The 21,612-nt window shown below is 60.4% G+C and carries 18 protein-coding genes and 2 pseudogenes; 14 read left to right on the forward strand and 6 right to left on the reverse strand.

The window, feature by feature from the left end; all coding sequences use genetic code 11:
- Nucleotides 1–6 precede the first annotated feature (6 nt).
- Nucleotides 7–1,743 (forward strand): dipeptide ABC transporter ATP-binding protein, encoded by a 1,737-nt coding sequence (locus ACNA0I_RS04040; RefSeq protein WP_415804754.1) that lies wholly within the window; start codon nucleotides 7–9, stop codon nucleotides 1,741–1,743.
- A 221-nt stretch (nucleotides 1,744–1,964) separates the two neighbouring features.
- Here the strand turns inward: ACNA0I_RS04040 and ACNA0I_RS04045 are convergent.
- Both ACNA0I_RS04045 and ACNA0I_RS04050 read right to left on the reverse strand, forming a co-directional pair.
- Nucleotides 1,965–2,653, reverse strand: a pseudogene (locus tag ACNA0I_RS04045) (TPM domain-containing protein); the annotation flags it as partial.
- A gap of 316 nt (nucleotides 2,654–2,969) precedes the next feature.
- A complete protein-coding gene (locus ACNA0I_RS04050; RefSeq protein WP_415804755.1) occupies nucleotides 2,970–3,617 on the reverse strand; it encodes a LemA family protein in 648 nt (215 codons plus the stop codon).
- A 277-nt stretch (nucleotides 3,618–3,894) separates the two neighbouring features.
- Here ACNA0I_RS04050 and ACNA0I_RS04055 point away from each other — a divergent pair, with 277 nt between their 5' ends.
- The 5 genes from ACNA0I_RS04055 (at nucleotide 3,895) to ACNA0I_RS04075 (ending at nucleotide 9,144) form a co-directional block, all read left to right on the forward strand.
- The gene (locus ACNA0I_RS04055) at nucleotides 3,895–5,520 is read left to right on the forward strand and encodes a DEAD/DEAH box helicase (protein WP_415804756.1); all 1,626 of its coding nucleotides are present in this window, start codon (nucleotides 3,895–3,897) and stop codon (nucleotides 5,518–5,520) included.
- Nucleotides 5,521–5,569: 49 nt separating this feature from the next.
- Nucleotides 5,570–6,199, forward strand: coding sequence for a LysE family transporter (locus ACNA0I_RS04060; protein WP_415804757.1), 630 nt, complete (start codon nucleotides 5,570–5,572; stop codon nucleotides 6,197–6,199).
- 63 nt (nucleotides 6,200–6,262) lie between these two features.
- Nucleotides 6,263–7,870, forward strand: a complete 1,608-nt coding sequence (locus ACNA0I_RS04065) for a peptide chain release factor 3 (RefSeq protein WP_415804758.1) — start codon at nucleotides 6,263–6,265, stop codon at nucleotides 7,868–7,870.
- Between the two features lie 21 nt (nucleotides 7,871–7,891).
- Nucleotides 7,892–8,572: a hypothetical protein gene (locus ACNA0I_RS04070; RefSeq protein ID WP_415804759.1), complete on the forward strand. Its 681-nt coding sequence runs from the start codon at nucleotides 7,892–7,894 to the stop codon at nucleotides 8,570–8,572.
- A gap of 203 nt (nucleotides 8,573–8,775) precedes the next feature.
- Nucleotides 8,776–9,144 carry a COG4315 family predicted lipoprotein gene (locus ACNA0I_RS04075; protein ID WP_415804760.1) on the forward strand — a complete coding sequence of 123 codons (369 nt, stop codon included), beginning with the start codon at nucleotides 8,776–8,778 and terminating at the stop codon, nucleotides 9,142–9,144.
- Between the two features lie 159 nt (nucleotides 9,145–9,303).
- Here ACNA0I_RS04075 and bfr read toward each other — a convergent pair whose 3' ends face one another.
- The 3 genes from bfr to rpoN all read right to left on the reverse strand — a co-directional run bounded on the left by bfr (nucleotide 9,304) and on the right by rpoN (nucleotide 12,042).
- On the reverse strand, nucleotides 9,304–9,780 hold the full coding sequence (bfr, locus tag ACNA0I_RS04080; protein ID WP_094824054.1) for a bacterioferritin: 477 nt from the start codon (nucleotides 9,778–9,780) through the stop codon (nucleotides 9,304–9,306).
- A gap of 408 nt (nucleotides 9,781–10,188) precedes the next feature.
- Nucleotides 10,189–10,464: a (2Fe-2S)-binding protein gene (locus tag ACNA0I_RS04085; protein ID WP_094824053.1), complete on the reverse strand. Its 276-nt coding sequence runs from the start codon at nucleotides 10,462–10,464 to the stop codon at nucleotides 10,189–10,191.
- Nucleotides 10,465–10,620: 156 nt separating this feature from the next.
- Nucleotides 10,621–12,042 carry an RNA polymerase factor sigma-54 gene (gene rpoN, locus ACNA0I_RS04090; protein WP_460478296.1) on the reverse strand — a complete coding sequence of 474 codons (1,422 nt, stop codon included), beginning with the start codon at nucleotides 12,040–12,042 and terminating at the stop codon, nucleotides 10,621–10,623.
- Between the two features lie 16 nt (nucleotides 12,043–12,058).
- Here rpoN and ACNA0I_RS04095 point away from each other — a divergent pair, with 16 nt between their 5' ends.
- Both ACNA0I_RS04095 and leuA read left to right on the forward strand, forming a co-directional pair.
- Nucleotides 12,059–12,733 carry a hypothetical protein gene (locus tag ACNA0I_RS04095; RefSeq protein WP_415804762.1) on the forward strand — a complete coding sequence of 225 codons (675 nt, stop codon included), beginning with the start codon at nucleotides 12,059–12,061 and terminating at the stop codon, nucleotides 12,731–12,733.
- Between the two features lie 549 nt (nucleotides 12,734–13,282).
- Complete coding sequence (leuA, locus tag ACNA0I_RS04100; protein WP_415804763.1) at nucleotides 13,283–14,995, forward strand: 2-isopropylmalate synthase; 1,713 nt, start codon at nucleotides 13,283–13,285, stop codon at nucleotides 14,993–14,995.
- 198 nt (nucleotides 14,996–15,193) lie between these two features.
- Here leuA and ACNA0I_RS04105 read toward each other — a convergent pair whose 3' ends face one another.
- On the reverse strand, nucleotides 15,194–16,483 hold the full coding sequence (locus ACNA0I_RS04105; RefSeq protein WP_415804838.1) for an amidase: 1,290 nt from the start codon (nucleotides 16,481–16,483) through the stop codon (nucleotides 15,194–15,196).
- Between the two features lie 276 nt (nucleotides 16,484–16,759).
- Between ACNA0I_RS04105 and ACNA0I_RS04110 the strand changes: the two genes are divergently transcribed.
- The 6 genes and pseudogenes from ACNA0I_RS04110 to ACNA0I_RS04135 all read left to right on the forward strand — a co-directional run.
- Nucleotides 16,760–17,881, forward strand: a complete 1,122-nt coding sequence (locus ACNA0I_RS04110) for a LacI family DNA-binding transcriptional regulator (protein WP_415804765.1) — start codon at nucleotides 16,760–16,762, stop codon at nucleotides 17,879–17,881.
- The gene (locus ACNA0I_RS04115) at nucleotides 17,878–18,888 is read left to right on the forward strand and encodes an ABC transporter substrate-binding protein (RefSeq protein WP_415804766.1); all 1,011 of its coding nucleotides are present in this window, start codon (nucleotides 17,878–17,880) and stop codon (nucleotides 18,886–18,888) included. Before ACNA0I_RS04110 ends, ACNA0I_RS04115 begins: the two co-directional genes overlap by 4 nt.
- A gap of 42 nt (nucleotides 18,889–18,930) precedes the next feature.
- Nucleotides 18,931–19,746, forward strand: coding sequence for an ABC transporter permease (locus tag ACNA0I_RS04120; RefSeq protein ID WP_415804767.1), 816 nt, complete (start codon nucleotides 18,931–18,933; stop codon nucleotides 19,744–19,746).
- Nucleotides 19,747–19,754: 8 nt separating this feature from the next.
- On the forward strand, nucleotides 19,755–20,579 hold the full coding sequence (locus tag ACNA0I_RS04125; RefSeq protein WP_415804768.1) for an ABC transporter permease: 825 nt from the start codon (nucleotides 19,755–19,757) through the stop codon (nucleotides 20,577–20,579).
- The coding region (locus tag ACNA0I_RS04130; RefSeq protein WP_415804769.1) for an ABC transporter ATP-binding protein at nucleotides 20,576–21,390 on the forward strand (815 nt) is incomplete at its 3' end. The genes ACNA0I_RS04125 and ACNA0I_RS04130, both read left to right, overlap by 4 nt.
- Nucleotides 21,391–21,394: 4 nt before the next feature.
- A pseudogene (locus ACNA0I_RS04135) lies at nucleotides 21,395–21,589 on the forward strand (TOBE domain-containing protein); the annotation flags it as partial.
- Between the last annotated feature and the right edge of the window lie 23 nt (nucleotides 21,590–21,612).

The following is a 21,612-nucleotide window of genomic DNA, read 5'->3' on the forward strand; positions in this document are numbered from 1 at the left end:
ACTGTCATGGCATTACTTGATATCGCCCGTATGCGCATAGAATTCGCCAGCCGACGCGGCACCCTGGTCGCCGTCGATGGCGTATCGCTCTCGTTGGATCGAGGCGAAATTCTCGGTGTGGTCGGGGAGTCCGGGGCGGGGAAATCCACCATCGGCAACGCCGTGATCGGCTTGTTGGAATATCCAGGGCGCCTCGCTGGTGGCGAGGTGCATCTGGATGGACAGCGCATCGATACCTTGTCCGAATCCGACAAACGCAAAGTGCGCGGGCGCCGCATCGGCATGATCTTTCAAGATCCGCTGACATCGCTGGACCCGCTGCAAACCGTAGAAAGCCAGTTGGTCGAAACCATGCTGGTGCATCTGGACTTGAGCCAGGCCCAGGCACAGCAACGTGCGGTTGATCTGCTCAGGCAAGTCGGCATTGATCAGCCAGAACTGCGCGTCAAACAATATCCGCATCAATTCTCGGGAGGAATGCGTCAACGCGTGGTGATTGCGCTGGCCCTGTGCTGCGAACCCGAGATCATCATCGCCGACGAGCCCACCACGGCGCTGGACGTATCGATTCAAGCCCAGATCCTCGATCTGCTGCGCAAGCTATGTAAAGAAAAACAGGTCGGCATGATCATCATCACGCACGACATGGGTGTGATCGCAGACATCACCGATCGTGTTGCGGTGCTCTATCGCGGCAAGCTGGTCGAACAAGGCCCCACTGCCAAAATCCTGGGCAACCCCGACCATCCCTACACACGCAGCCTGATTTCAGCCGTCCCACGCCCCGATATCAAACTGCGGCGCTTCCCCTTGGTGACCTACATCGAGGACGTCAGAACACCAGTCAAGCCAATGGACATCGCCACGCACTGGTTAGGCCAGCGCCGCGACTTTGGCGAACACGTCGATGGGCCGCTGGTCCAGGTGCAAGACATCGGCATGCGCTTTGTCCTCAAGAGTGCCTTTCTGGCGCGCAATCGGCGCACGCTGGATGCGGTCAAACAAGTGAATTTTTCGATTGCACAGGGCGAGGTGTTTGGCTTGGTCGGTGAATCGGGCTCAGGCAAGTCGACCGTCGCGCGCCTGATCAGCGGACTGTATACCCCCAGCGGCGGATCCGTGATTTTCAACGGCACCAATCTCACGACACTGAAAGACGAAAAACGCATGAACGCTTTTCGACGCCAGATCCAGATGGTGTTCCAGGATCCGTTTTCGTCTCTCAATCCACGCATGCGCGTACTCGACATCGTTGCAGAGCCAATCCGATTTCACAAATTGGCCGATAACGAAGCCCAGACCCGCAGCATTGTGTCCGACCTGCTCGATGTCGTCGGACTGGGCGCCAGTGCGGCCCCACGCTATCCGCACGAGTTTTCCGGTGGGCAACGCCAACGTATATGCATTGCGCGCGCGTTGGCGACACGGCCCCGCTTTCTGATCTGCGACGAGCCGACGTCAGCGTTGGACGTATCCATCCAGGCGCAGATCCTGAACCTGCTCAAAGACCTGCAGGAACAACTGGGCCTGACCATGCTGTTCATCAGTCACGACCTGCCCGTCATCCGCCAGATGTGCGACCGTGTCGGCGTCATGCGTCACGGAGAACTGCTAGAGGTCGCAGACACCGAAACGCTATTCAAGACCCCGCAGCACGAATATTCCCGCCATCTATTGAACCTGATGCCGCAACTACAAGCCATGTCCCGGGAATCACTGGAAATAGAAGCAACCACCGCCTAACGTGATCGCTTCCCACACTGCATTCCTGCCGGCACGCACCCGGGACGTCTTAAGAACCCAACAGAGCGCCCCTCACGCAGCAGCACTACCAACGCCCTGACGCGCCGCCGCCTCCGCTGCGGCCACCGCCGCCCCCGAAGCCTCCGCGAAATCCGCCTCCGCCNCCGNACCCNCCGCGGCCCCCNCGGCCACCGCCAAANCCACCACCAAAACCGCCNCCNCCACCACCGCCACCCCGGCCGAGCCATTCCCGAAATAGGCGTTTGACCCCCAACACCCCCAACACACCGCTCAGCAACAGGCCCGCCACACCGCCCGCGGCGGCAGCCCACCACGTGCCAAAAAAGAACCATGAGGCGACTGCCGCTCCCAGTCCTGCTACCAGGGTGGATCCTGCCAGGAACAAGACGATCATTCCGATCACAAACGCCAAGTCCAGCTCCGATACACCGAACCCGCTGAACATGGACTCGTCGGGATTTGCGGACGGAGCAGGCAACGCCTCGCCATCGACCAATTTCTCGATCGCCGCGACGCCGGCCTCGATACCCCCGGCATAATCACCCGCCTGCAACCTCGGCACGATCTGTTCGCGAATAATGCGGCCCGCAATCGCATCTGGAATGGCGCCTTCCAAGCCATAGCCGACTTCGATACGCAATGTGCGGTCATTCTTGGCCATGATCAGCAGCACGCCATCGTCTGTGCCCTTGCGCCCCAGTTTCCAGGCATCGAACACACGCGTGGCATATTGCTCGATCGTGTCCGGCGCCGTCGTCGGCACAATCAACACGGCGACCTGCGCACCCTTGCGTTGCTCCAATGCGGCCAGGCGCTGCTCCAGCCCTTGGCGACGTGCCGTATCCAGCGTGCCCGTCAGATCTGTGACACGCGCCTGCAATGTCGGCACGCCGACGGGAGCATCCGCTGTCGAGCCATCGGCTGGCAAGGCCGTCGGCGCCCTCGACGGCGNCGACGCCGGGGTCTCTGGCGCGGGCGCCAGGGGAACAGCGGGGACCGTTCCCGTACCAGGCGCTGCCGGCGAAACCGGCGGAATCGTCCGTATGACAGGAGGCACAGCATCATGCTGTGCGGCCGGCGCGAGCTGCGCACTCACCGGCATGCCAATCAGCATGCCGGACAACACCAGTGTCAGCCCCCGGGGGAGCCAGGATTCACCTTTGCGCCAGACCATACGCGACAACACCCGATTTACCATCACCCGCTTACTGAGCCGGAGCAGGCGCAGTCGTTGCCGGGGCAGAAGACGGAGCCTGATTGCTGAATTGAATGTTCGGCGCCTGCGAAATGGATGCCTCGTTCTCCACGCTGAAATTGGCCTTGGGCGCATAGCCGAACACCTTGGCGGTAATCACGGCAGGGAACTGGCGCACCAGCACGTTATACGCCTGCACCGATTTCACATACCGGCCGCGCGCAACCGAAATGCGGTTTTCCGTGCCCTCGAGCTGCGTCATCAGATCGCGAAACAAGCCATCCGCCTTGAGTTGCGGATAATTTTCCGACACCGCGATCAGGCGCGACAATGCAGACGTCAACTGACCCTGTGCCTGTTGAAAACGCTCCAGCGCAGCAGGGTCGTCCAGTTGATCCGCAGAAATCTGCAAGCTGCCGACTTTACTGCGCGCCTCGGTCACCTGGGTCAGTACCTCGCGCTCGTGCGTCATATAGGCATCGACCGATTTCACCAACTGCGGCACGAGGTCCGCACGCCGTTGATATTGGTTAAGCACTTCGGACCATGAGGCACTGACCTCCTCGTCCGCCGCCTGAATGCTGTTGTAGCCGCAACCCGACAGCAAAGCGGCAATCAACGCCAACCAAGAAAGACCCAGCCAACGGGGAATGTTCATCGTATCCTCAATCCTTTCAACAGAGAGAGGAACATTACAGCAGGTTGAGCCTGCTTTGCCCAGCGCGCGATGTAACGCGCCCCCTATCTCTTGTTACGCGAAATCCCCCGGGCATGGGCTACAATACACGTCGTGTGCTTAGCCAATCAGCACACATTCGCTGGCGCTAGGCCGCCACGCCAGGCCCGACATGAGCCGGGCCTTTCCTTTATCTCCTCACTCGACCGCCTGGATTGGAGTCTCTCAACTAGAGCGACTGGCTGTTGCTGGAGTTGTTTTGACTGCCACTGTTTCTTTTGCCGACCTCGGGCTGGCCGATCCCCTTTTGCGTGCCATTGCCGAAACCGGCTACACCGCGCCCACCCCGATTCAGGCGCAAGCCATTCCTCAGGTACTAAAAGGCGGCGATTTGCTCGCTGCTGCCCAGACGGGCACCGGCAAAACCGCCGGCTTTACGCTGCCCATCCTGCATCTGCTGATGCAAAACAAACCCGCCCTGAAAGGCCCAGGGCGACCGCGCTGCCTGATTCTGACCCCGACGCGCGAACTCACCGCGCAGGTCGCCGAATCCGTGCAGACCTACGGCAAACATACGCCGTTGACCTCCATGGTGATGTTTGGCGGAGTCAACATCAATCCCCAAATCAGCGCGCTGAGAAAGCCCGTGGACATCCTGGTGGCCACGCCCGGCCGCCTGCTGGATCACTGCGGCCAGAAAACCGTGGATCTGTCCGGCGTCGAGATTCTGGTCCTGGACGAAGCCGACCGCATGCTGGACATGGGCTTTATCCGTGACATCCGCAAAGTCCTGGCACTGCTACCCAAGCAACGCCAGAACCTGCTGTTCTCGGCAACGTTCTCGGACGAGATCCGCGGCCTGGCCCGCGGCGTACTGAACAATCCCGGCGAAGTCTCCGTCACCCCGCGCAATACCGCGACCGAGTTGGTGAAGCAGACCGTGCACGTGGTCGAACAACACCACAAACGCGATCTCATCAGCCACATCATCCGCGAAAGCGGCTGGTATCAGGTTCTGGTCTTCACGCGCACCAAACACGGCGCGAACCGGCTGGCCGAAAAACTGGTGAAAGACGGCCTGAGCGCCGCCGCCATTCACGGCAACAAGAGCCAGGCGGCACGCACGCGCGCGCTGGCCGGCTTCAAAGACGGCAACGTGGCCGTCCTGGTGGCCACCGATATCGCCGCGCGCGGCCTGGATATCGATCAATTGCCGCAAGTCGTGAACTTCGAACTGCCCAACGTCCCCGAGGACTACGTGCACCGCATCGGCCGCACGGGCCGGGCAGGGGCGACAGGCGCGGCAGTCTCGCTGGTCGACCAAAGTGAAATCAAGCTGCTCAAAGGCATCGAACGCCTCATCGGCAAAACCATCGAGCGCCTGCCCGTAGAAGGCTGGACGCCGTCCGCCGGCAGCACCGCTGCAGCCTATGCGCGCCAAGAGCGCGACGAAGACTCGCGCCAGCCGCGCCGTCAGGGCGGCCAACGCCCGGGCGGCAGCCGCAGCGCCGGTACGAATAGCCCTCGCACCAACGACGCTCGCAGCGTCAATGGCGAGTCTCGTCCCGCGCGCAATAGCGGCGAGTCCCATGGCGGCAACAATGCGGAACACCGCGCAGCGCGCCCGGGGCAGTCGCCTCGCCATGGTGCGGGAGCAGGCCGCCCCGCGGGCCAAGGTCAGGCAGGCAATCCGCGCCAACCGGCCGCCGCCCGCGGCGACCGCCCAGCCGGCAACCATCGCCAAGACAGCCGACCGTCATCGCAAGGTCCCCGCAGCACCGAGGGCAACGTCCGTTCATCAGGCCGTCCCGCAGGCGCTGGTCGCCCCGCTGCAGGGGCCAATCGCTCTGCCGGTGCTCCCCGCGCGGCGTTGTTGGGCAAGTAATATCTATCCCTCGTTCCTTTCACCCGTGTCATTCTGTCTGTAAACCATCATGACGCTCTCGACCTGGCTGACCTTTTTTGTGGCCTCATGGGCTATTTCCTTCTCGCCGGGCGCGGGCGCCATCTCGGCCATGACCTCGGGCCTGAAGTATGGTTTTAAACGCGGGTACTGGAACACGGTGGGCTTGATCATCGGGATCATGGCGCAGTTCGTGATTGTTGCGGTGGGCCTGGGCGCGGTACTGGCCACGTCCGAGCTCGCATTCTCGATCGTGAAATACCTGGGGGTGGCCTATCTGGTCTATCTGGGCATACGCCAGATTCGTACCGATGCGGCGCCCGTCGCCGTCGATGCCGGCAACCCTGCCGACTTTTCGGTGCGCGATCTGGTGCTGCGCGGCGTCCTGGTCAATCTGATGAACCCCAAAGGCACGGTTTTCCTGCTGGCCGTGGTGCCCCAGTTTGTGAACCCCGCAGCGTCTCTGACGCCCCAGTACCTGGCCCTGGCCGGCACACTGGTATTCACCGACCTGGTCGCCATGGGCGTCTATACCCTGTTGGCCGCCAAGGTGCTGCGCCTGTTGCGCAGCGCCCGCCATATCCGTTGGATGAACCGCATCTTCGGCTCTCTGTTCATCTTGGCGGGCGCCTTCCTGGCCACTTTTCGTCGTCACTCGTAACAAAGCCTATGTAACAGGGCCGGTTACCGGCGTACGATCCGCGTCAGTAAAATCGCATCAACCATGAATATTTCCCAAGAAGTCGCCCGGCGACGTACCTTCGCCATCATCTCTCACCCGGACGCGGGCAAAACCACGCTGACCGAAAAGCTCCTGCTGTTCGCAGGTGCGATTCAGATCGCCGGCAGCGTCAAGGCGCGCAAGGCCTCGCGCCACGCCTCGTCGGACTGGATGGAAATCGAAAAGCAGCGCGGGATTTCGGTCGCATCGTCCGTGATGCAGATGGAATACCGCGATTGCGTCATCAACCTGCTGGACACTCCCGGCCACCAAGACTTCTCCGAAGACACCTATCGGGTGCTGACGGCGGTAGACGCCGCGCTCATGGTGATCGATGCCGCAAACGGGGTAGAGCCGCAAACCATCCGGTTGCTGCAGGTATGCCGTGCCCGTAATACCCCCATCATCACGTTCATCAACAAGATGGACCGCGAAGTCCGCGAGCCCCTGGATCTGCTTTCCGAAATCGAGGGCCATCTGGGCATGGACGCCGTGCCGTTCTCCTGGCCAGTCGGCATGGGCAAGGCCTTTGGCGGGGTATTCGACATCCGCCGCGATCGCATGCGCGTCTTCCGTCCCGGCCAGGAACGCCGCTCGGACGACGACGACATCATCAATGGCCTGTCCAACCCGGAAATCGCCAAACGCTTCGGCTCGGCCTTCGAACAGGCCAACGGCGAAATCGAGCTCATCCAGGAGGCGGCTCCCGCCTTCGATCGCGACGCCTTTCTGGCCGGCAAGCAGACCCCGGTATTTTTCGGCTCGGCCATCAACAACTTCGGTGTTCAAGAGGTCCTGGACGCGCTGGTGGAACAAGCCCCCGCGCCTGGTGCACGCCAGGCACTGGAACGTCTGGTCGAGCCTCAAGAGCCCAAATTCACTGGCGTCGTGTTCAAGGTGCAGGCCAACATGGACCCCGCCCACCGTGACCGCGTGGCGTTCGTACGCGTCAGCTCGGGGCGTTTTGAGCGGGGCATGCGCCTGAAAGTCGCACGCACCAACAAGGAAATGCGCCCCAATAACGTGGTGTCGTTCCTGTCTCAGCGCCGCGAGCTGCTCGACGAGGCCTATGCCGGCGACGTCATCGGTATTCCGAACCACGGCGTATTGCAGCTGGGTGATGTGCTCACCGAGGGCGAAAGCCTGCGTTTTACGGGCTTGCCGTTCTTTGCGCCCGAACTCTTTCAAGCCGTGGAAGTCAAAGATCCTTTACGCACCAAGCAGTTGCGCGTGGGTCTGACCCAGTTGGGCGAAGAAGGCGCGATCCAAGTCTTTCGTCCCGAGGCGGCTGGCGGCACGCTGCTGCTCGGTGCAGTCGGTCAACTGCAGTTCGAGGTCGTCGCCCATCGCCTTAAGACCGAATACGGTGTCGAGGCCCGGATGTTGCCGTCGCGCTACACCATGGCTCGGTGGATCACGTCGGACAACCCACGCGCGCTGCGCAAGTTCATGGATGCCAACGCAGCGCACATCGCCTATGATGTCGTTGATGCGGCGGCTTTTTTGATTGGTTCGCCTGCGCAGCTGCGCGTGGCTGAGGACCTGTATCCGGATGTGAAATTCCACGCCATGCGTGAGCACGGCGGTCAGGTTTTTGGCAGCCATGCGTAAACTGCACAGGGCGCCGCAAAAATGAGGGTAGCAATGTCTTGGCGAGTATTATTCGCGACGCTTCTGCTGGCACTGGGCGTCGCGGCGTGGGGTGGAATCCAACTGGGTGATTGGCTGGTTTCACACGCCCCCAAAGCCTCGGCCGCACCGGGCCAGGAAGCCCTGGCGTCTCAAGAGCCGATCCTGGACGCCAACGGTCGTCCCTATGTCGCTCAGCCTCCCCAGCCTCGGGTGGACGGCAGCCTCGGCGTGCCCGACAAGCCCAACGGCCAGAGCTGGGCCGTACCGACGGTTTCCTTGTTCGAAACGGCCAAGGACCCGTCGATTCAGATTTCGCGTAACAATATCAGTATGGACGAGGCCCGCCACCTCGCAGCGGCATCCAACGTCCCGCTGCCTTCCGGCACCTCTGACGTCACCACGCTGGATCTGCAGGCCTTGCCGCCCACCACCACCACGCCTCCGCCCGCCAATCAGGACGGTTATGCGATCACCGCGGCGAACACTGCGCCAAGCGCCGCGCCTCGAGGAGCAACGCCTGCTCCTGCGGGCAACTGGCAGGAATCCCTGAAACGAGAACTGGCCCAATGCGCCAATGAGGGCTTCTTCCAACGCCCCACGTGCTCCTGGAACGCTCGCAACAAGTACTGTGGCCCGAATCGGGCCTGGGGCACCATCGCCGAGTGTCCGGCACGTCAATAGGACTCGGAGCATAGGTCACCGGCACAGGACGGCAGGTGCACCATCCGCCGGGCGACCGGGCGACTGGTATCACCTCCGCTAAAAAGGGCTGCCTCAAACGAGGTAGCCTTTTTTTATCCTTATTTTCATCGGAAGTGGAATAAAGTAGATATCAGTGACGTCTATAGCAAGCAGTCCCCTTTTCTCATACTGGATGACACGCCATGCACACTCGAATCGCTGCAACCCTGCTCGTCTCCTGCGCCACCCTGTTTTCGGTCGGCGCCCACGCTCAGGCAGTCAAGACCCAGGACGGCATGCTGGTCGACAACGCCGGCATGACGCTCTATACCTTCGACAAGGACACAAACGGCAAGAGCGCCTGCTATGACCAGTGCGCCAAGGCATGGCCGCCGGTGATGGCCGCCGCCGATGCGAAAGCGCAAGGCGACCTGAGCATCATCACCCGCGACGATGGCTCCAAACAATGGGCCTACAAAGGAAAGCCCCTGTACCTGTTCGTGAAAGACAAAAACCCGGGCGACAAGACGGGCGACAACGTCAAAGACGTCTGGCATATCGTCAAACCCTGAACGATAGGGGCCACTGACAGACTGATTGGCAATGAGGCAGCGGCGATATACACCGCTGACCTTCAAATGCATTGAGCCCGTACAGACCAGCAGGCCTGTACGGGCTCATCAACACAACGGCAATGCGGGCGTTAGCGCATCGACGCCACCTGCAACCAATCAGCCTTCGACTTCCATTTGGCTTTGCAGATAATTCTGCAGGCCGACCTTGTCGATCAACTCGATCTGGGTTTCCAGGTAGTCGATGTGTTCTTCGGTATCGTCCAGGATGGCCTGGAACAGATCGCGGGACACGTAATCACGCACTGACTCACAGTAAGCGATGGCTTCTTTCACCGTGGCTTGCGCGCCTTGCTCGACCTTCAGGTCACAGGCCAGCAACTCGGGAACGTCTTCGCCGATCAGCAGTTTGTGCAGGTCTTGCAAATTCGGCAGACCGTCCAACATCAAGATACGCTCGATCAAACGATCGGCGTGCTTCATCTCACCAATCGATTCTTCGTACTCGTGCTTGCCCAGCTTCTTCAGGCCCCAATGCCCCAAGATGCGGGCATGCAGGAAATATTGATTGATGGCCGTCAGCTCATTGGTCAGTTGCTTGTTCAGAAACTGGATGACGGTTTTATCGCCTTTCATGGTGTACTCCTTACGATCCCGGGACGCGGCGCCCGCGACCCTGCGTACGCCTTATCGCGTATGCAACGATCGCAGGCTAACACCGCCGGCAGGGTCACGGCTAGAGCCGCGCTGCATTTGATAAATGGCTTTGCAAGCGCAATCTGAAAGCGACAACACAATGAGAATGAGTATGCGTTTCGGACTATCCGCACATAGCGTGACGCCAGGCTTGCCATTGAGGCCGGCCAATACGGAAAATCTCGGGGAAAATTGCCTGCCGAATGTCGAATTATCAGCACCGTACGGGGGCAAATCGACTCAAATCTCGACAAGGCGTGATGTTGGAGAACTGCAACGCACGCGACCGCGCGCCGTCGCTACCAGGCACGATACACGCGCTGCCTGACTGCGCAACGATGCCCCGGCTCAGGCTGCTGCAACCAGCGCGATCGGGAAACTATTGGCAGCGGGCTGGGCGTCGACCATGGGTGCAGAGGCCGTGAGATCCACAGCCATCGACTTGCCCTGACACACGCTGGAACAGCGGCCACCTGGCAGATATTCTTGAGCCATCTCTGCACAGCAACCACAGCACGAGGCTACCCCCAATTCAAACTGCAAATCGGACAATGTAGTAGCGCCCGCATCGACGGCGGCGTGAACTTGGCGTTCAGTGACGGCATTACATATGCAAATGTACATGAGAATAATTATCGTGATTTATTCTCGCAAAAGCAAGCGGGTCAAATGGCGATCCGTTTCCTCCAAGTCATTGAAAAATAGGGACAAAACTATCGCCATTTCACTCTGGCAGAAAAACCGCCCTACAGACGCACAGCGCCGCAGCACCCGAACTATCTATCGTGCCGCGTGCGCCTTTCGCAGGCTGGCCGGGGCAATCCGCATGGCCTCGCGATACTTGGCCACCGTGCGGCGGGCAATCACGATGCCCTGATCGGCCAGGCGCTTTGTCAATTGGCTATCGGATAAAGGCTTGCCGCGGTCCTCGTCGGCCACCATTTGGCGGATCACGGCTTGTACCGCCGTGGCCGAGGCCACCTCGCCACCGTCAGTCGCCACGCCCGTTCCAAAGAAATGCTTCAGCTCCAAGGTCCCGAACGGCGTCAACATGTATTTTTGCGTCGTCGCCCGTGAAATGGTGGACTCGTGCAATCCCAGCTCTGCAGCAATATCCTTCAGAATCAACGGACGCATGGCAGCGGGGCCCTCACTGAAAAAAGCGGTCTGATGCGCCACGATGGCCTGCGCCACACGCAGGATGGTGTCAAAGCGCTGCTCCACATTGCGGATCATCCAACGCGCCTGCTGCAACTGGGCATGCAGCCCCGCATGGCTGGCCTCACGCTGATTGCCCAGCAATTGGGCGTACAGTGCATTGACCTGCAAACGCGGGACAGCCGCGGTGTTCAGCACCACCTGCCATCCCAGGCGGGTCTTGCGCACAATGACGTCCGGCACCGCATAATCGGCCGCGGGCACCGTCCAGGCGCGGCCCGGGCGAGGGTCCAGTTTGCGAATCAGCGTTTGCGCCGCGCGCGCCGTCGCCTCATCGCAATGCAAGGCATCGCGCAGCCGCGTCATATTGCCGGTGGCCAACAACTGCAAATGCTCGGCACATAGCCGACGTGCACAGGCCAGCACTTTCGGATCGGCGGCTTCGCGCAAATGTTGCACGTCGGGGTTGCGTAATTGCAACACTAGACATTCCGCCATATCCCTCGCACCGATCCCGGGCGGGTCGAATGACTGCAGTAACGTCAGCGCCGCCCTCAGCTCGTCCAGGTCCGTCTCGGCCTCAAGGGGCATCCACGTGAGAATCTCCTCCAGCGAAGACCCTAGATAACCGTTCTCATCCAGCTCATCAATCAGCAACGCGACCAATACTGCATCACGGGTTCCCGCGCGGGTCAGGCCCAACTGTGAAAGTAAGTGCTCACGTAACGTATCGACGCATGCGCGATCCGGGCCGTCGGAACGGTCATCGGGATAGACGCCCCCCGAGCCGGGCATTTCCTCTGTGCGGGGCTCCGTATCGCGTAATGACTCGTCGTCCATCGACGTTTCGCGTTCGGCCGGCGCGTCTGGCTCGGCCTCCGCCTGTTCTTCGCTGCGCTCCAGCATCGGGTTCTCAGCCAGCGCCTGCGAGATTTCGGCCTGCAAGTCCAGCGTCGAAAGCTGCAACAATCGGATAGATTGCTGCAGTTGAGGGGTCAACGTCAAATGTTGACCAGTACGAAGTTCTAATGCGGGCCGAGTCATAGGTACAATATTTTGCATGATGAATGCCGCCTCGCCCGAACGCGTACGCCAAGATCGCCGACTGATCGGCCAAACGCTGCTGAAATTAGCGCTGCCTCGACTCATAGTCCGGGGGGTGGTGCTGGTCATCGCCGCCATCATATGGCTATTAGTCGCCTCGTGGTTGCTGGATTTCGGCCGCAGCCTGAGCTTTGAAGGCCTGCAGGCTTTTGGCCAGCAGGCGATCGACCTCCTGACGCGCGTCAACCCCTATCTATGGTGGGGTGTCGTGGTCATCTGGTCGCTGATTGTATTTTTCGCAGTACGCGCCTGGGTGACCTCAGACATTGACGCCGCGCGTGCCAAACCGGTCGCCCCGAGAGATCTGTCCGCCTTGACTTCGCAGCTCTGCGACGAAGTCACCAATGTTCTGCGCTGGGTCTGGGGCAATCGCGAAGAGCCGTTTACGCTCGGCGACTTGCGCCAGGCGCATATCGAGTTGCGCCATGGCCGCATCGATAAAATCGACTTGGTCCGAGAGCAAGGCAACATTCTTGATGGCCAGACGGCTGCCGCGACACGCTCCCAACCCGCTCGCAGCACACCTGCGGCGGCTCCGGCTCCGGCCCCCGCCCAGGCCGCCATCCTGACGACGCCAGCCGCCGCTACCGAGACACGCCCAACCTCAGGGCGCATCGAGCCCAACCTGTAGCAGGCAGCGCCACTCCGGTCTTTGAAAAAATCGCCTCTCGAGGCGATTTTTTTTCGACTTGGCATCCAAAATGTACCTCCCGGGCAGATCCGCCCGCCTGCTGCTTTGTTTCCGACCAATCCGCAAGGCTTATTGCCGTGAGGCGGACAGCATGCGGCGAGCGCCGTGTGATGCTTTTTACGCTCGTCCCGCCCGTGTCCGTTGCATCTTGGCCAAAAATGTGTTTGACTATCGTCTTATGGCCGATATCCGAATCCCCCTCGCGATTGCCTCCGGACGCTTCAGCGCACCGGGTGCCGGCCTGCGCGCTCGTATTTCCCTCATCGCGCTATCGCTACACCTACCGATCGGTTGCCGGGCCTCGCGCCTGTGGTAGCTCGGCAGCCTCGTACGCCACAAGTTTCTCTGTTCACTTATTGATTCCAGTCGGCCCATCCACGGTCCACTGACGGTCCAGGCCTAGAACCCTGACCAGCCGAACAGAGCATGCCGGTAACAAAACCCGGAAATACTTATCCCGCCACCCCCGGGACTACTGATCAAGGTGTAATGATGCTTGCCAACCCCGCTACCAAATACGTACCGTTTGCCCCGTTCGCGCGTGACTTTTCCGAACGCACCTGGCCCAGCCGCCGCATCACGCAGCCGCCCATCTGGATGAGCACCGACTTGCGCGACGGCAACCAGGCGCTGATCGAACCGATGAGCATCGAACGCAAGCTGCGTTTCTTTGAACAGCTGGTCAAGATCGGCTTCAAGGAAATCGAAGTCGGTTTTCCGTCCGCCTCGCAAACGGATTTCGATTTCGTACGCAAGCTGATCGACGAGAAACGCATTCCCGATGACGTCACCATCATCGTTCTGACCCAATCACGCGAAGACCTGATCAGCCGCACGGTCGAATCGGCAGCCGGCGCCAAGCAAGCGATGGTGCACCTGTACAACGCGTGCGCACCGGCGTTTCGCAAGATCGTCTTCAACATGAGCAAAGACGAGATCAAGCAAATCGCCGTCACCGGTACGCAGTTGATCAAGCAACACATGGCCAAGTATCCGGAGACGCAATGGCGCTACGAATACTCGCCCGAAGTCTTCAGCACCACCGAACCTGAATTCGCGCTCGAAGTCTCCAATGCCGTCGCCGAAACCTGGGGCGCCACGCCGCAGAAAAAAATGGTGCTGAATCTGCCCGCAACGATCGAGGCGACCACGCCGAATCTGTATGCCGATCAGATCGAGTGGATGCATAAGAACCTCGCTCGCCGTGACAGCATCATCATCAGCGTACATCCGCATAATGACCGCGGCACTGCTGTCGCTGCCGCCGAGTTTGCCGTGATGGCCGGCGCCGATCGTATCGAGGGCTGCCTGTTCGGCAGCGGTGAACGTACGGGTAACGTCGACCTGGTCACGCTCGCGCTGAACCTCTACACCCAAGGCGTGCACCCGGGCCTGGACTTTTCCGATATCGACGAAGTGCGCCGTTGTGCCGAGTACTGCAATCAGTTGCCCGTGCATCCGCGCCATCCTTATGCGGGCGATTTGGTGTTCACGGCCTTTTCCGGCTCGCATCAGGACGCCATCAAAAAGGGCTTTGCTCAACAGCAGGCCGATGCCGTTTGGGAAGTCCCCTATTTGCCTATCGACCCGGCCGACCTCGGCCGCAGCTACGACGCCGTCATCCGCGTCAACAGCCAATCGGGCAAGGGCGGTGTCTCGTACCTGCTCGAACAAGAACATGGCCTGGTCTTGCCGCGCCGCCTGCAAATCGAATTCAGCCGCGCCATTCAACGGGTCACCGACGAAACCGGCCGCGAAGTCACAGCGGATGACGTTCACACGATCTTCAGCAGCGAATACCTGGAACAACATACGCCCTGGAAGCTGGTGCGCCACCGCATCGAGGGCGATCCGTCTGCCGGTGAAGGCAAGCAATTCAACATCCAGGTCGAGCTGGACTACAACGGTGAACGCCGCGTCGTCACGGGCTCGGGCGATGGCGCCATCTCGGCCTTTGTGAACGCGTTGGATATTCCCGTGCGCATCATGGATTACCACGAGCACGCCATCGGCACGGGCACAGATACCCGCGCGGCCAGCTATGTTGAGCTGCGCGTCGGAGACTCCGCAACCGGCTTTGGCGTCGGCATCGACCGCGATATCGTCACCGCCTCGTTCCGCGCCGTGCTCGGCGCCGTCAACCGTCATTTGTCGCGCGTTACTGCCGAACAAGCTGAAAGCGAGACGGCCCAGGCTGCGTGATCCGCAGTCCTGGGTAACCATGAAAAGCCCGTCTACTTGAACTGCCCACAAGGAAGTTGAAGTCCAAAAGCCGGGCTGAATTGAAAAGGCCTGAGTCCGATTCTGCATCGGACTCAGGCCTTTTAGCTTGTGTTCTATGAGGCAACCATGGAGTCGCGGCGCATGCAGTCATGCCGTCGGTCCATACTATGGCGCTGATCAATCCACGTCATCGGGACGCAGCACATTCAAAAGCCACCGGGCGAGGGCGAGCGTACGCCTGTCGTCGCCACTGCGCCCCACCACCTGCAATCCCACAGGCAGGCCCTGAGGACCGGTGTAGAACGGCAGATGCACGCAAGGTGCACCGAACAGTGTCCACACGCGGCAGAACAAAGGATCGCCCGTACCCTGGTCAAAAAAAGGAGCCTCGCCGCTGGCGCTGGGCGCCAAGATAACGTCGTACTGCTCAAACCAATCCAGCGCACGCTGGCGGCCTTCTTCGACGCGGACCAGATTCGCGCGATGCTCCTCTGCAGTGATCTGGGATCCAGCATCCAGCAAAGCCTGTAGCGAGCTGCTCAGACTCGCTCGATGACGCGTGCGCTCGAAAGCCAACGACTGCGCCATCTCAAAGCCCATGATATCGGCGTGCACCTGCACCAGGGAACACAGTATCGGTGGCAGCTCCACCTCATCGATCTGCGCACCCGCACGCGACAGCACGCTCGCAGCCTGTGCATAGGCATCGCGCGTGGCATGATCCGTATGCCGCCATTGCGAGGTGCGATACATGCCAATACGAGGCTTGGCATCGTAGTCGAGTTCGCGCAGCTCGGGATCACGCATCAGCACAGAGGCTAACAATGCAACATCGTCAACCGAGCGTGCGAAGCCGCCAATGGTGTCCAATGAATCGGCGGTTGTCTTTAAACCGGCGCGTTGAATGCGGCCAAAGGAAGGTTTGTATCCGACAACGCCACAATAGGCGGCAGGACGAATGATCGAACCGGCGGTCTGAGTGCCCAGCGCCAGTGGCACCATATGATCGGCCACTGCAGCCGCAGAGCCGCTGGATGAACCGCCTGGACTGTAAGCCGGATTGTGTGGATTACGTGTGGGGCCCGCTTGAAAGGTTGCGAACTCCGTCGTTACGGTTTTGCCCGCTACCACGGCTCCCGCCTCGCGGCACAACGCGACCGCTGCCGCGTCCATAGACGGCTGATGATCGTCATAGATGGGCGAGCCATAGCGCGTGGGCAAATCGCTGGTCGCGAAGATGTCTTTCACACCGATCGGCAAACCATGCAAAACCCCTTGCGTGCTCGACCGGTCCAACTCGCGGGCACGCGTCAGCGCGAGCTCCTTGTCCAAGGCAGCCCATGCACGCACCACGCCCTCACGCTGTTCGATGCGCGCAAAACACGCCCGTAGCAATTGCTCGGCGCTCAATTCGCGACGTGCCAATAGCTGCGCCGCACGCGTTGCGCTCAGACGATTCAGTTCAATAGTTTTTTTCTGCTGCACACCCATACCCCTTCCCCGGGATGATCCTCAATTTTGCGTCCTACAGATGTAGCACAGGCGCACCATCTTTATTGCGTTGCGGCAACATTGGTTTTCTGTAAGTTCATACGACAAAAAAATGTCACGATCATGAACTCGTGCCGCATCGCAACACCGATTTTCATTGGCACTGCCATACAAGCACGATACCGTATCTCGTGAAATCTGGCTGTCATGTATTACCCCTAAGATGAAATCGTTTTCATTGCCGAGCCTGCCGTGACCGCAAAAACACCGCACCGACCGTCGATACTGGAGATCGCCAAGCAGGCCGGCGTATCGCCTGCGACGGTTTCGCGCGCCTTCAACCAACCCGAGCTGCTGCGCCCCGAAACGCGTGCGCATATCGCCGCTGTCGCGCAACGCATCGGATTTCGCCCCAACCGGGTGGGCCGCAGTTTGCGCGCCGGCCGCACGCGTACCATCGGTCTGTTGCTGCCTACGCTGGCCAATCCGGTATTCGCAGATTGTTTCGAAGGCGCCGAGCAATACGCACGCAAAGCGGGCTATAGCGTCATGATGGGGATCACGGGCTACGACCCGTCGGTGGAATCGGAATGTGTGCAAGCCTTGATCGATCATCAGATCGATGGCTTGATCCTGACAGTGGGAAATCCCTCGCGCAATGCGACTTTGCGCGCGTTGGATGAAGCAGGCATGCCGCACATTCTGGCCTATAACGAATCAAACTCGCACCCTTTTGTCTCGGTTGATAACAAGGCCGCCGCACATGACATGGTGTCGCGTCTGAGCGCACTGGGCCATCGGCGCATTGCCTTTGTCAGCGGCCCATTGACGGCGTCGGATCGCGCGCGACGCCGCCTGCAAGGCGCGCAGGCCTGTGCGAAAACGGCAGGCTTGCCTCCGATTGCGCACTGGGTCATGCCTGCGCACACCGAGTCCAGCGCGCCGATGCTGCGTGACATGCTGGCGCATCCAGATGCCCCCAGTGCATTGTTTTGCTCTAACGATCTGCTGGCCGTCTCCGTCATTGCCCAACTCGCTTCGCTGGGGATACGCGTACCCGATGACGTTGCTGTCTGCGGATTCGACGGTGCAAGCATTGGCGCACTCATGGTCCCGGCGCTGACCACGGTGGCACAACCGAGCCGCGAAATTGGCGCGACAGCGTGCGCCTTATTACTGGGCTGCCTGGAGGGAGACAAACCCTCATCAGTCAGGCTGCCACACCGTATTTCCGATGGCGGCACGGCTACTGCGCTCTGCATTACCAACCCGTCTGAAGAAGCAAAACGCCCTCATGAAGGGCAGCGTCGCCGCGCTGCAGCAAGCGTGGCGGCGCATTCTTTTCCCCCCTCGCCAAGGAAACGTTCGACATGAAATCCCTCGTCCATTGCGTGTTACGCGCTGCCACATTGGCGCTTTCTCTGACAGGCGCATCGGCCTACGCGCAAAACGCAATCTGCTACAACTGTCCACCCGAGTGGGCGGATTGGGGCACACAGCTCCAAGCCATCAAGAAAGCCACCGGCATCACCGTACCTGCAGACAACAAAAACTCGGGACAATCGCTAGCCTCCATCGCGGCGGAAAAAGGCAATCCCGTGGCCGATGTCGTGTACTACGGCGTCACGTTTGGTATCCAGGCTGCCCAGGACGGACTGGTGCAAAACTACAAGCCGCAACATTGGGATCAAATTCCCGCCGGCATGAAAGATCCTGATGGCAAGTGGTTCGCCATCCATTCGGGCACGTTGGGCCTGATGGTCAACGTCGACGCCCTCGATGGCAAGCCTGTTCCGCGTTCGTGGGCCGATCTGCTCAAGCCTGAGTACAAGGGCATGGTTGGTTATCTGGATCCGGCCTCGGCCTTTGTCGGCTATGTCGGCGCCGTCGCCATCAACCGCGCGCTGGGAGGCACGCCGGATAACTTCGACCCGGCCCTCAAGTGGTTCAAGGACATGAAGGCCAACCAACCCATCGTGCCTAAACAAACGGCGTATGCGCGCGTCTTGTCGGGCGAAATTCCGATCTTGATCGACTACGACTTCAATGCGTATCGGGCCAAATATAAGGACCACAGCAACGTTGAATTCGTGATCCCCGCCGAGGGCACGATCGCCGTGCCTTACGTTATGAGCCTGGTGGCCAATGCACCGCATGCCGACAATGGCAAGAAAGTGCTGGACTTTACGTTGTCGGATGCGGGCCAAGCCATCTGGGCCAACGCGTTCCTGCGTCCCGTGCGGCCGGAAGCCATGTCGGCCGAAGCACAGAAAAAATTCTTGCCTGAGGCAGAGTATGCTCGCGCCGGTACGGTGGACTACGTCAAAATGGCCGAAGGTCAGCGCGCGTTTTCGCAGCGGTACGCCAAAGAGGTGAACTGATGTTCTGCGTGCTTGTCGGCATTGTCCTGGGAGTGCACTGAAATGGGACGTCGCGGATGGATTTGGTTTGCGGCGCCTGCTGCCACGCTGTTTCTGGCATTCTGGCTGTTGCCCATGGCAGGGCTGGCGCTGGCAGGCGCAGAAAGCCGCAACGGGCAATCGGCCTACTGGACGGTGCTGACGGGCACGCAGTATTGGATCAGTTTGTTCAATACCGTCGTGCTGTCACTGGCCGCGACGTTGGCCACATTGCTGGTGGCGTTGCCGGTGGGCCGCTTTCTGGCCCGCCATCGGCATTTTGCCGGACGCCGCTTGCTGATTTCCTTGCTGATGTTTCCATTGGCCTTTCCGGGTGTAGTCGTCGGGTTCCTGATCATCTTGCTCGCGGGACGTCAGGGGATCATTGGCGCACTCACGAAATGGCTCACCGGTGATACCGTGGTGTTTGCCTATGGCATGGCCGGACTGTTTTTGGGTTATCTGTATTTTTCGCTGCCGCGTTGTGTCGGTGTGCTGACGGCGGCGGCCGAACAAATTGATCAGAGCTTGCTCGAGGCCGCACGGACATTGGGCGCGAGCCCGTGGCGTCGCTTCATGGATATTGAATTACCGGCATTGACGCCTGCCTTGATCGGCGCAGGTGCGATGAGTTTTGCGACCAGCATGGGCGCATTCGGTACGGCGTTCACATTGGCAACACAAATCGACGTGCTGCCCATCACTATCTATAACGAGTTCACCAACTACGCGAACATCCCGGTCGCCGCGGCACTGTCTATCGTGCTGGGCCTGGCCACGTGGGCAGTGCTGTATCTCGCTCATAGTCTGGCGGGAGCCCGCGCAGGTGCGGCTGCGTGATGAGGTCCATGATGCATGCTTCCAAATTTGATACGCGCTTGGGACTGACCGTCACGCTGGCGGTCGCGGCGTTCTTGATCGGCCCCGTTGTGCTGTCCGTCCTGGCGGGTCTCACCAACAATTATTTTGTCGGACTTTCCAGCGGACTGACGCTGCGATGGGTGGCCGAGGTGTGGGCACTCTACGCCGATACCATCTGGCGTTCGTTCGCAGTAGCGTTGTTAACCCTGGCGATTTGTACGCTCGTCGGTGTCCCTGCGGCGTGGGTGCTCACGCTGCATCGCGGGCGTCTGGCTCGCGCGCTGGAGGAACTGTTGACCTTGCCCGTTGCCGTCCCGGGCCTGGCCTCGGCGCTGGCCCTGATCGTATCGTGGGGCACCGTCAGCGGGCTGCGCGGCAGCGTCTGGTTCATCGTGATCGGACATGTGTTGTTCACGCTGCCATTCATGGTGCGTGCCGCGCGCGCCAGCATGCAAGGCGCTGACCTGGCAACGCTGGACGAGGCCGCCTCGACGCTGGGCGCAACACGCATACAGCGTTTTTTGCACATTGTCGTGCCCAATGCCGCGCCCGGCATCGTCACTGGCGCGTTGACCGTGCTGACGCTATCGATCGGTGAATTCAATCTGACCTGGTTGCTGCACACGCCGTTGACCAAGACTTTACCTGTCGGGCTGGCCGACAGCTATGCCTCGATGCGATTGGAGATCGCATCGGCATATACCCTGGTCTTTCTGTTGATGCTGATCCCGCTACTGGTAGGCCTGCAATGGCTGGCTGCGCGCGGCGATCGGCCCGCCCACACACCTGTTATCCGGACTTCTTCATCATGACCGACCCTGTCGCTATTACGCTCGGCGGCTGCGCCAAGACCTGGCCAGATGGAACGCGCGCCCTGCATCCCATTGATCTGCACGTGCAGGGCGGCGAAACGCTGGCATTACTGGGTCCATCAGGCTGTGGAAAAACGACGCTGCTGCGTCTGATCTGTGGCCTGGAGCAGGCCGATGCCGGCGCGTCTATTCGTTTCGGCAATGACGAGGTATCACAGCTCTCGCCAGAAGATAGAGGCGTAGGCGTAGTGTTCCAAAGCTATGCTTTGTTTCCCAACATGACGGTCGTGCAGAACGTGGCGTATGGTCTGCGCGTGCGCAATATCAACGCGAGCGAGCGCGAACGGCGCGCACGCGAACTGCTGGCGCTGGTGCGCCTGGAGGTCTATGCCGATCGGCGCATCGATCAGTTGTCCGGTGGACAGCGTCAGCGCGTGGCCCTGGCCCGTGCCCTGGCTATCGAGCCGCGTGTGCTATTGCTTGACGAGCCGCTGACGGCACTGGATGCCAAACTGCGTGAGCATCTGCGCGTGGAGTTGGCGCAGATGCTGCGTGAATTACGCATCACCACGGTCATCGTCACGCACGACCAGGACGAAGCGATGATGCTGGGTGACCGCATCGCCGTCATGTCTGCAGGGCATCTGGAACAAGTCGGCACCGCAGAAACCCTGTATCAAGAGCCGGCCAGCGATTTCGTCGCGGAGTTTCTCGGCACCTTGTGCCGCGTCCGTGCGCGGCTGCACGATGGCAGGTTGATTGCCGGTGATGATGCCGTCGCGTTTCGTCCGCATGAGGCGCAACTCGAGGCNCCNCACGACAGCGCATTGACAGGCCGTGTGCTGGCCCGCTTCTTTCTCGGCAGTTCAGTCCGCTACGAAATCGGCCTGGACGACGGTCAGCGATTTCCGGTGGTTGCCCCCGCACATAGTCAACATGCCGCAGGCGATCACGTCAGCATTGTGCTGGCGAGGTCCGCGATTGCGTTGCCTGCTGCCGGCCATATTTAACGACTCTCACCTATACACTCATC

Origin of the sequence: Bordetella muralis (assembly GCF_965139205.1) — a bacterium.
GTDB lineage: Bacteria > Pseudomonadota > Gammaproteobacteria > Burkholderiales > Burkholderiaceae_B > Bordetella_A > Bordetella_A muralis.

Excerpts from the sequence above, each read along its gene's own strand:
- ACNA0I_RS04070 (WP_415804759.1), top strand. The coding sequence starts at position 7,892 with ATGAGGGTAGCAATGTCTTGGCGAGTATTATTCGCGACGCTTCTGCTG.
- ACNA0I_RS04040 (WP_415804754.1), top strand. The coding sequence starts at position 7 with ATGGCATTACTTGATATCGCCCGTATGCGCATAGAATTCGCCAGCCGA.
- ACNA0I_RS04085 (WP_094824053.1), bottom strand. The coding sequence starts at position 10,464 with ATGTACATTTGCATATGTAATGCCGTCACTGAACGCCAAGTTCACGCC.
- bfr (WP_094824054.1), bottom strand. The coding sequence starts at position 9,780 with ATGAAAGGCGATAAAACCGTCATCCAGTTTCTGAACAAGCAACTGACC.
- ACNA0I_RS04075 (WP_415804760.1), top strand. The coding sequence starts at position 8,776 with ATGCACACTCGAATCGCTGCAACCCTGCTCGTCTCCTGCGCCACCCTG.
- ACNA0I_RS04120 (WP_415804767.1), top strand. The coding sequence starts at position 18,931 with ATGGGACGTCGCGGATGGATTTGGTTTGCGGCGCCTGCTGCCACGCTG.
- ACNA0I_RS04060 (WP_415804757.1), top strand. The coding sequence starts at position 5,570 with ATGACGCTCTCGACCTGGCTGACCTTTTTTGTGGCCTCATGGGCTATT.
- ACNA0I_RS04050 (WP_415804755.1), bottom strand. The coding sequence starts at position 3,617 with ATGAACATTCCCCGTTGGCTGGGTCTTTCTTGGTTGGCGTTGATTGCC.
- ACNA0I_RS04065 (WP_415804758.1), top strand. The coding sequence starts at position 6,263 with ATGAATATTTCCCAAGAAGTCGCCCGGCGACGTACCTTCGCCATCATC.
- ACNA0I_RS04115 (WP_415804766.1), top strand. The coding sequence starts at position 17,878 with ATGAAATCCCTCGTCCATTGCGTGTTACGCGCTGCCACATTGGCGCTT.
- rpoN (WP_460478296.1), bottom strand. The coding sequence starts at position 12,042 with ATGACTCGGCCCGCATTAGAACTTCGTACTGGTCAACATTTGACGTTG.
- leuA (WP_415804763.1), top strand. The coding sequence starts at position 13,283 with ATGATGCTTGCCAACCCCGCTACCAAATACGTACCGTTTGCCCCGTTC.
- ACNA0I_RS04095 (WP_415804762.1), top strand. The coding sequence starts at position 12,059 with ATGATGAATGCCGCCTCGCCCGAACGCGTACGCCAAGATCGCCGACTG.
- ACNA0I_RS04125 (WP_415804768.1), top strand. The coding sequence starts at position 19,755 with ATGATGCATGCTTCCAAATTTGATACGCGCTTGGGACTGACCGTCACG.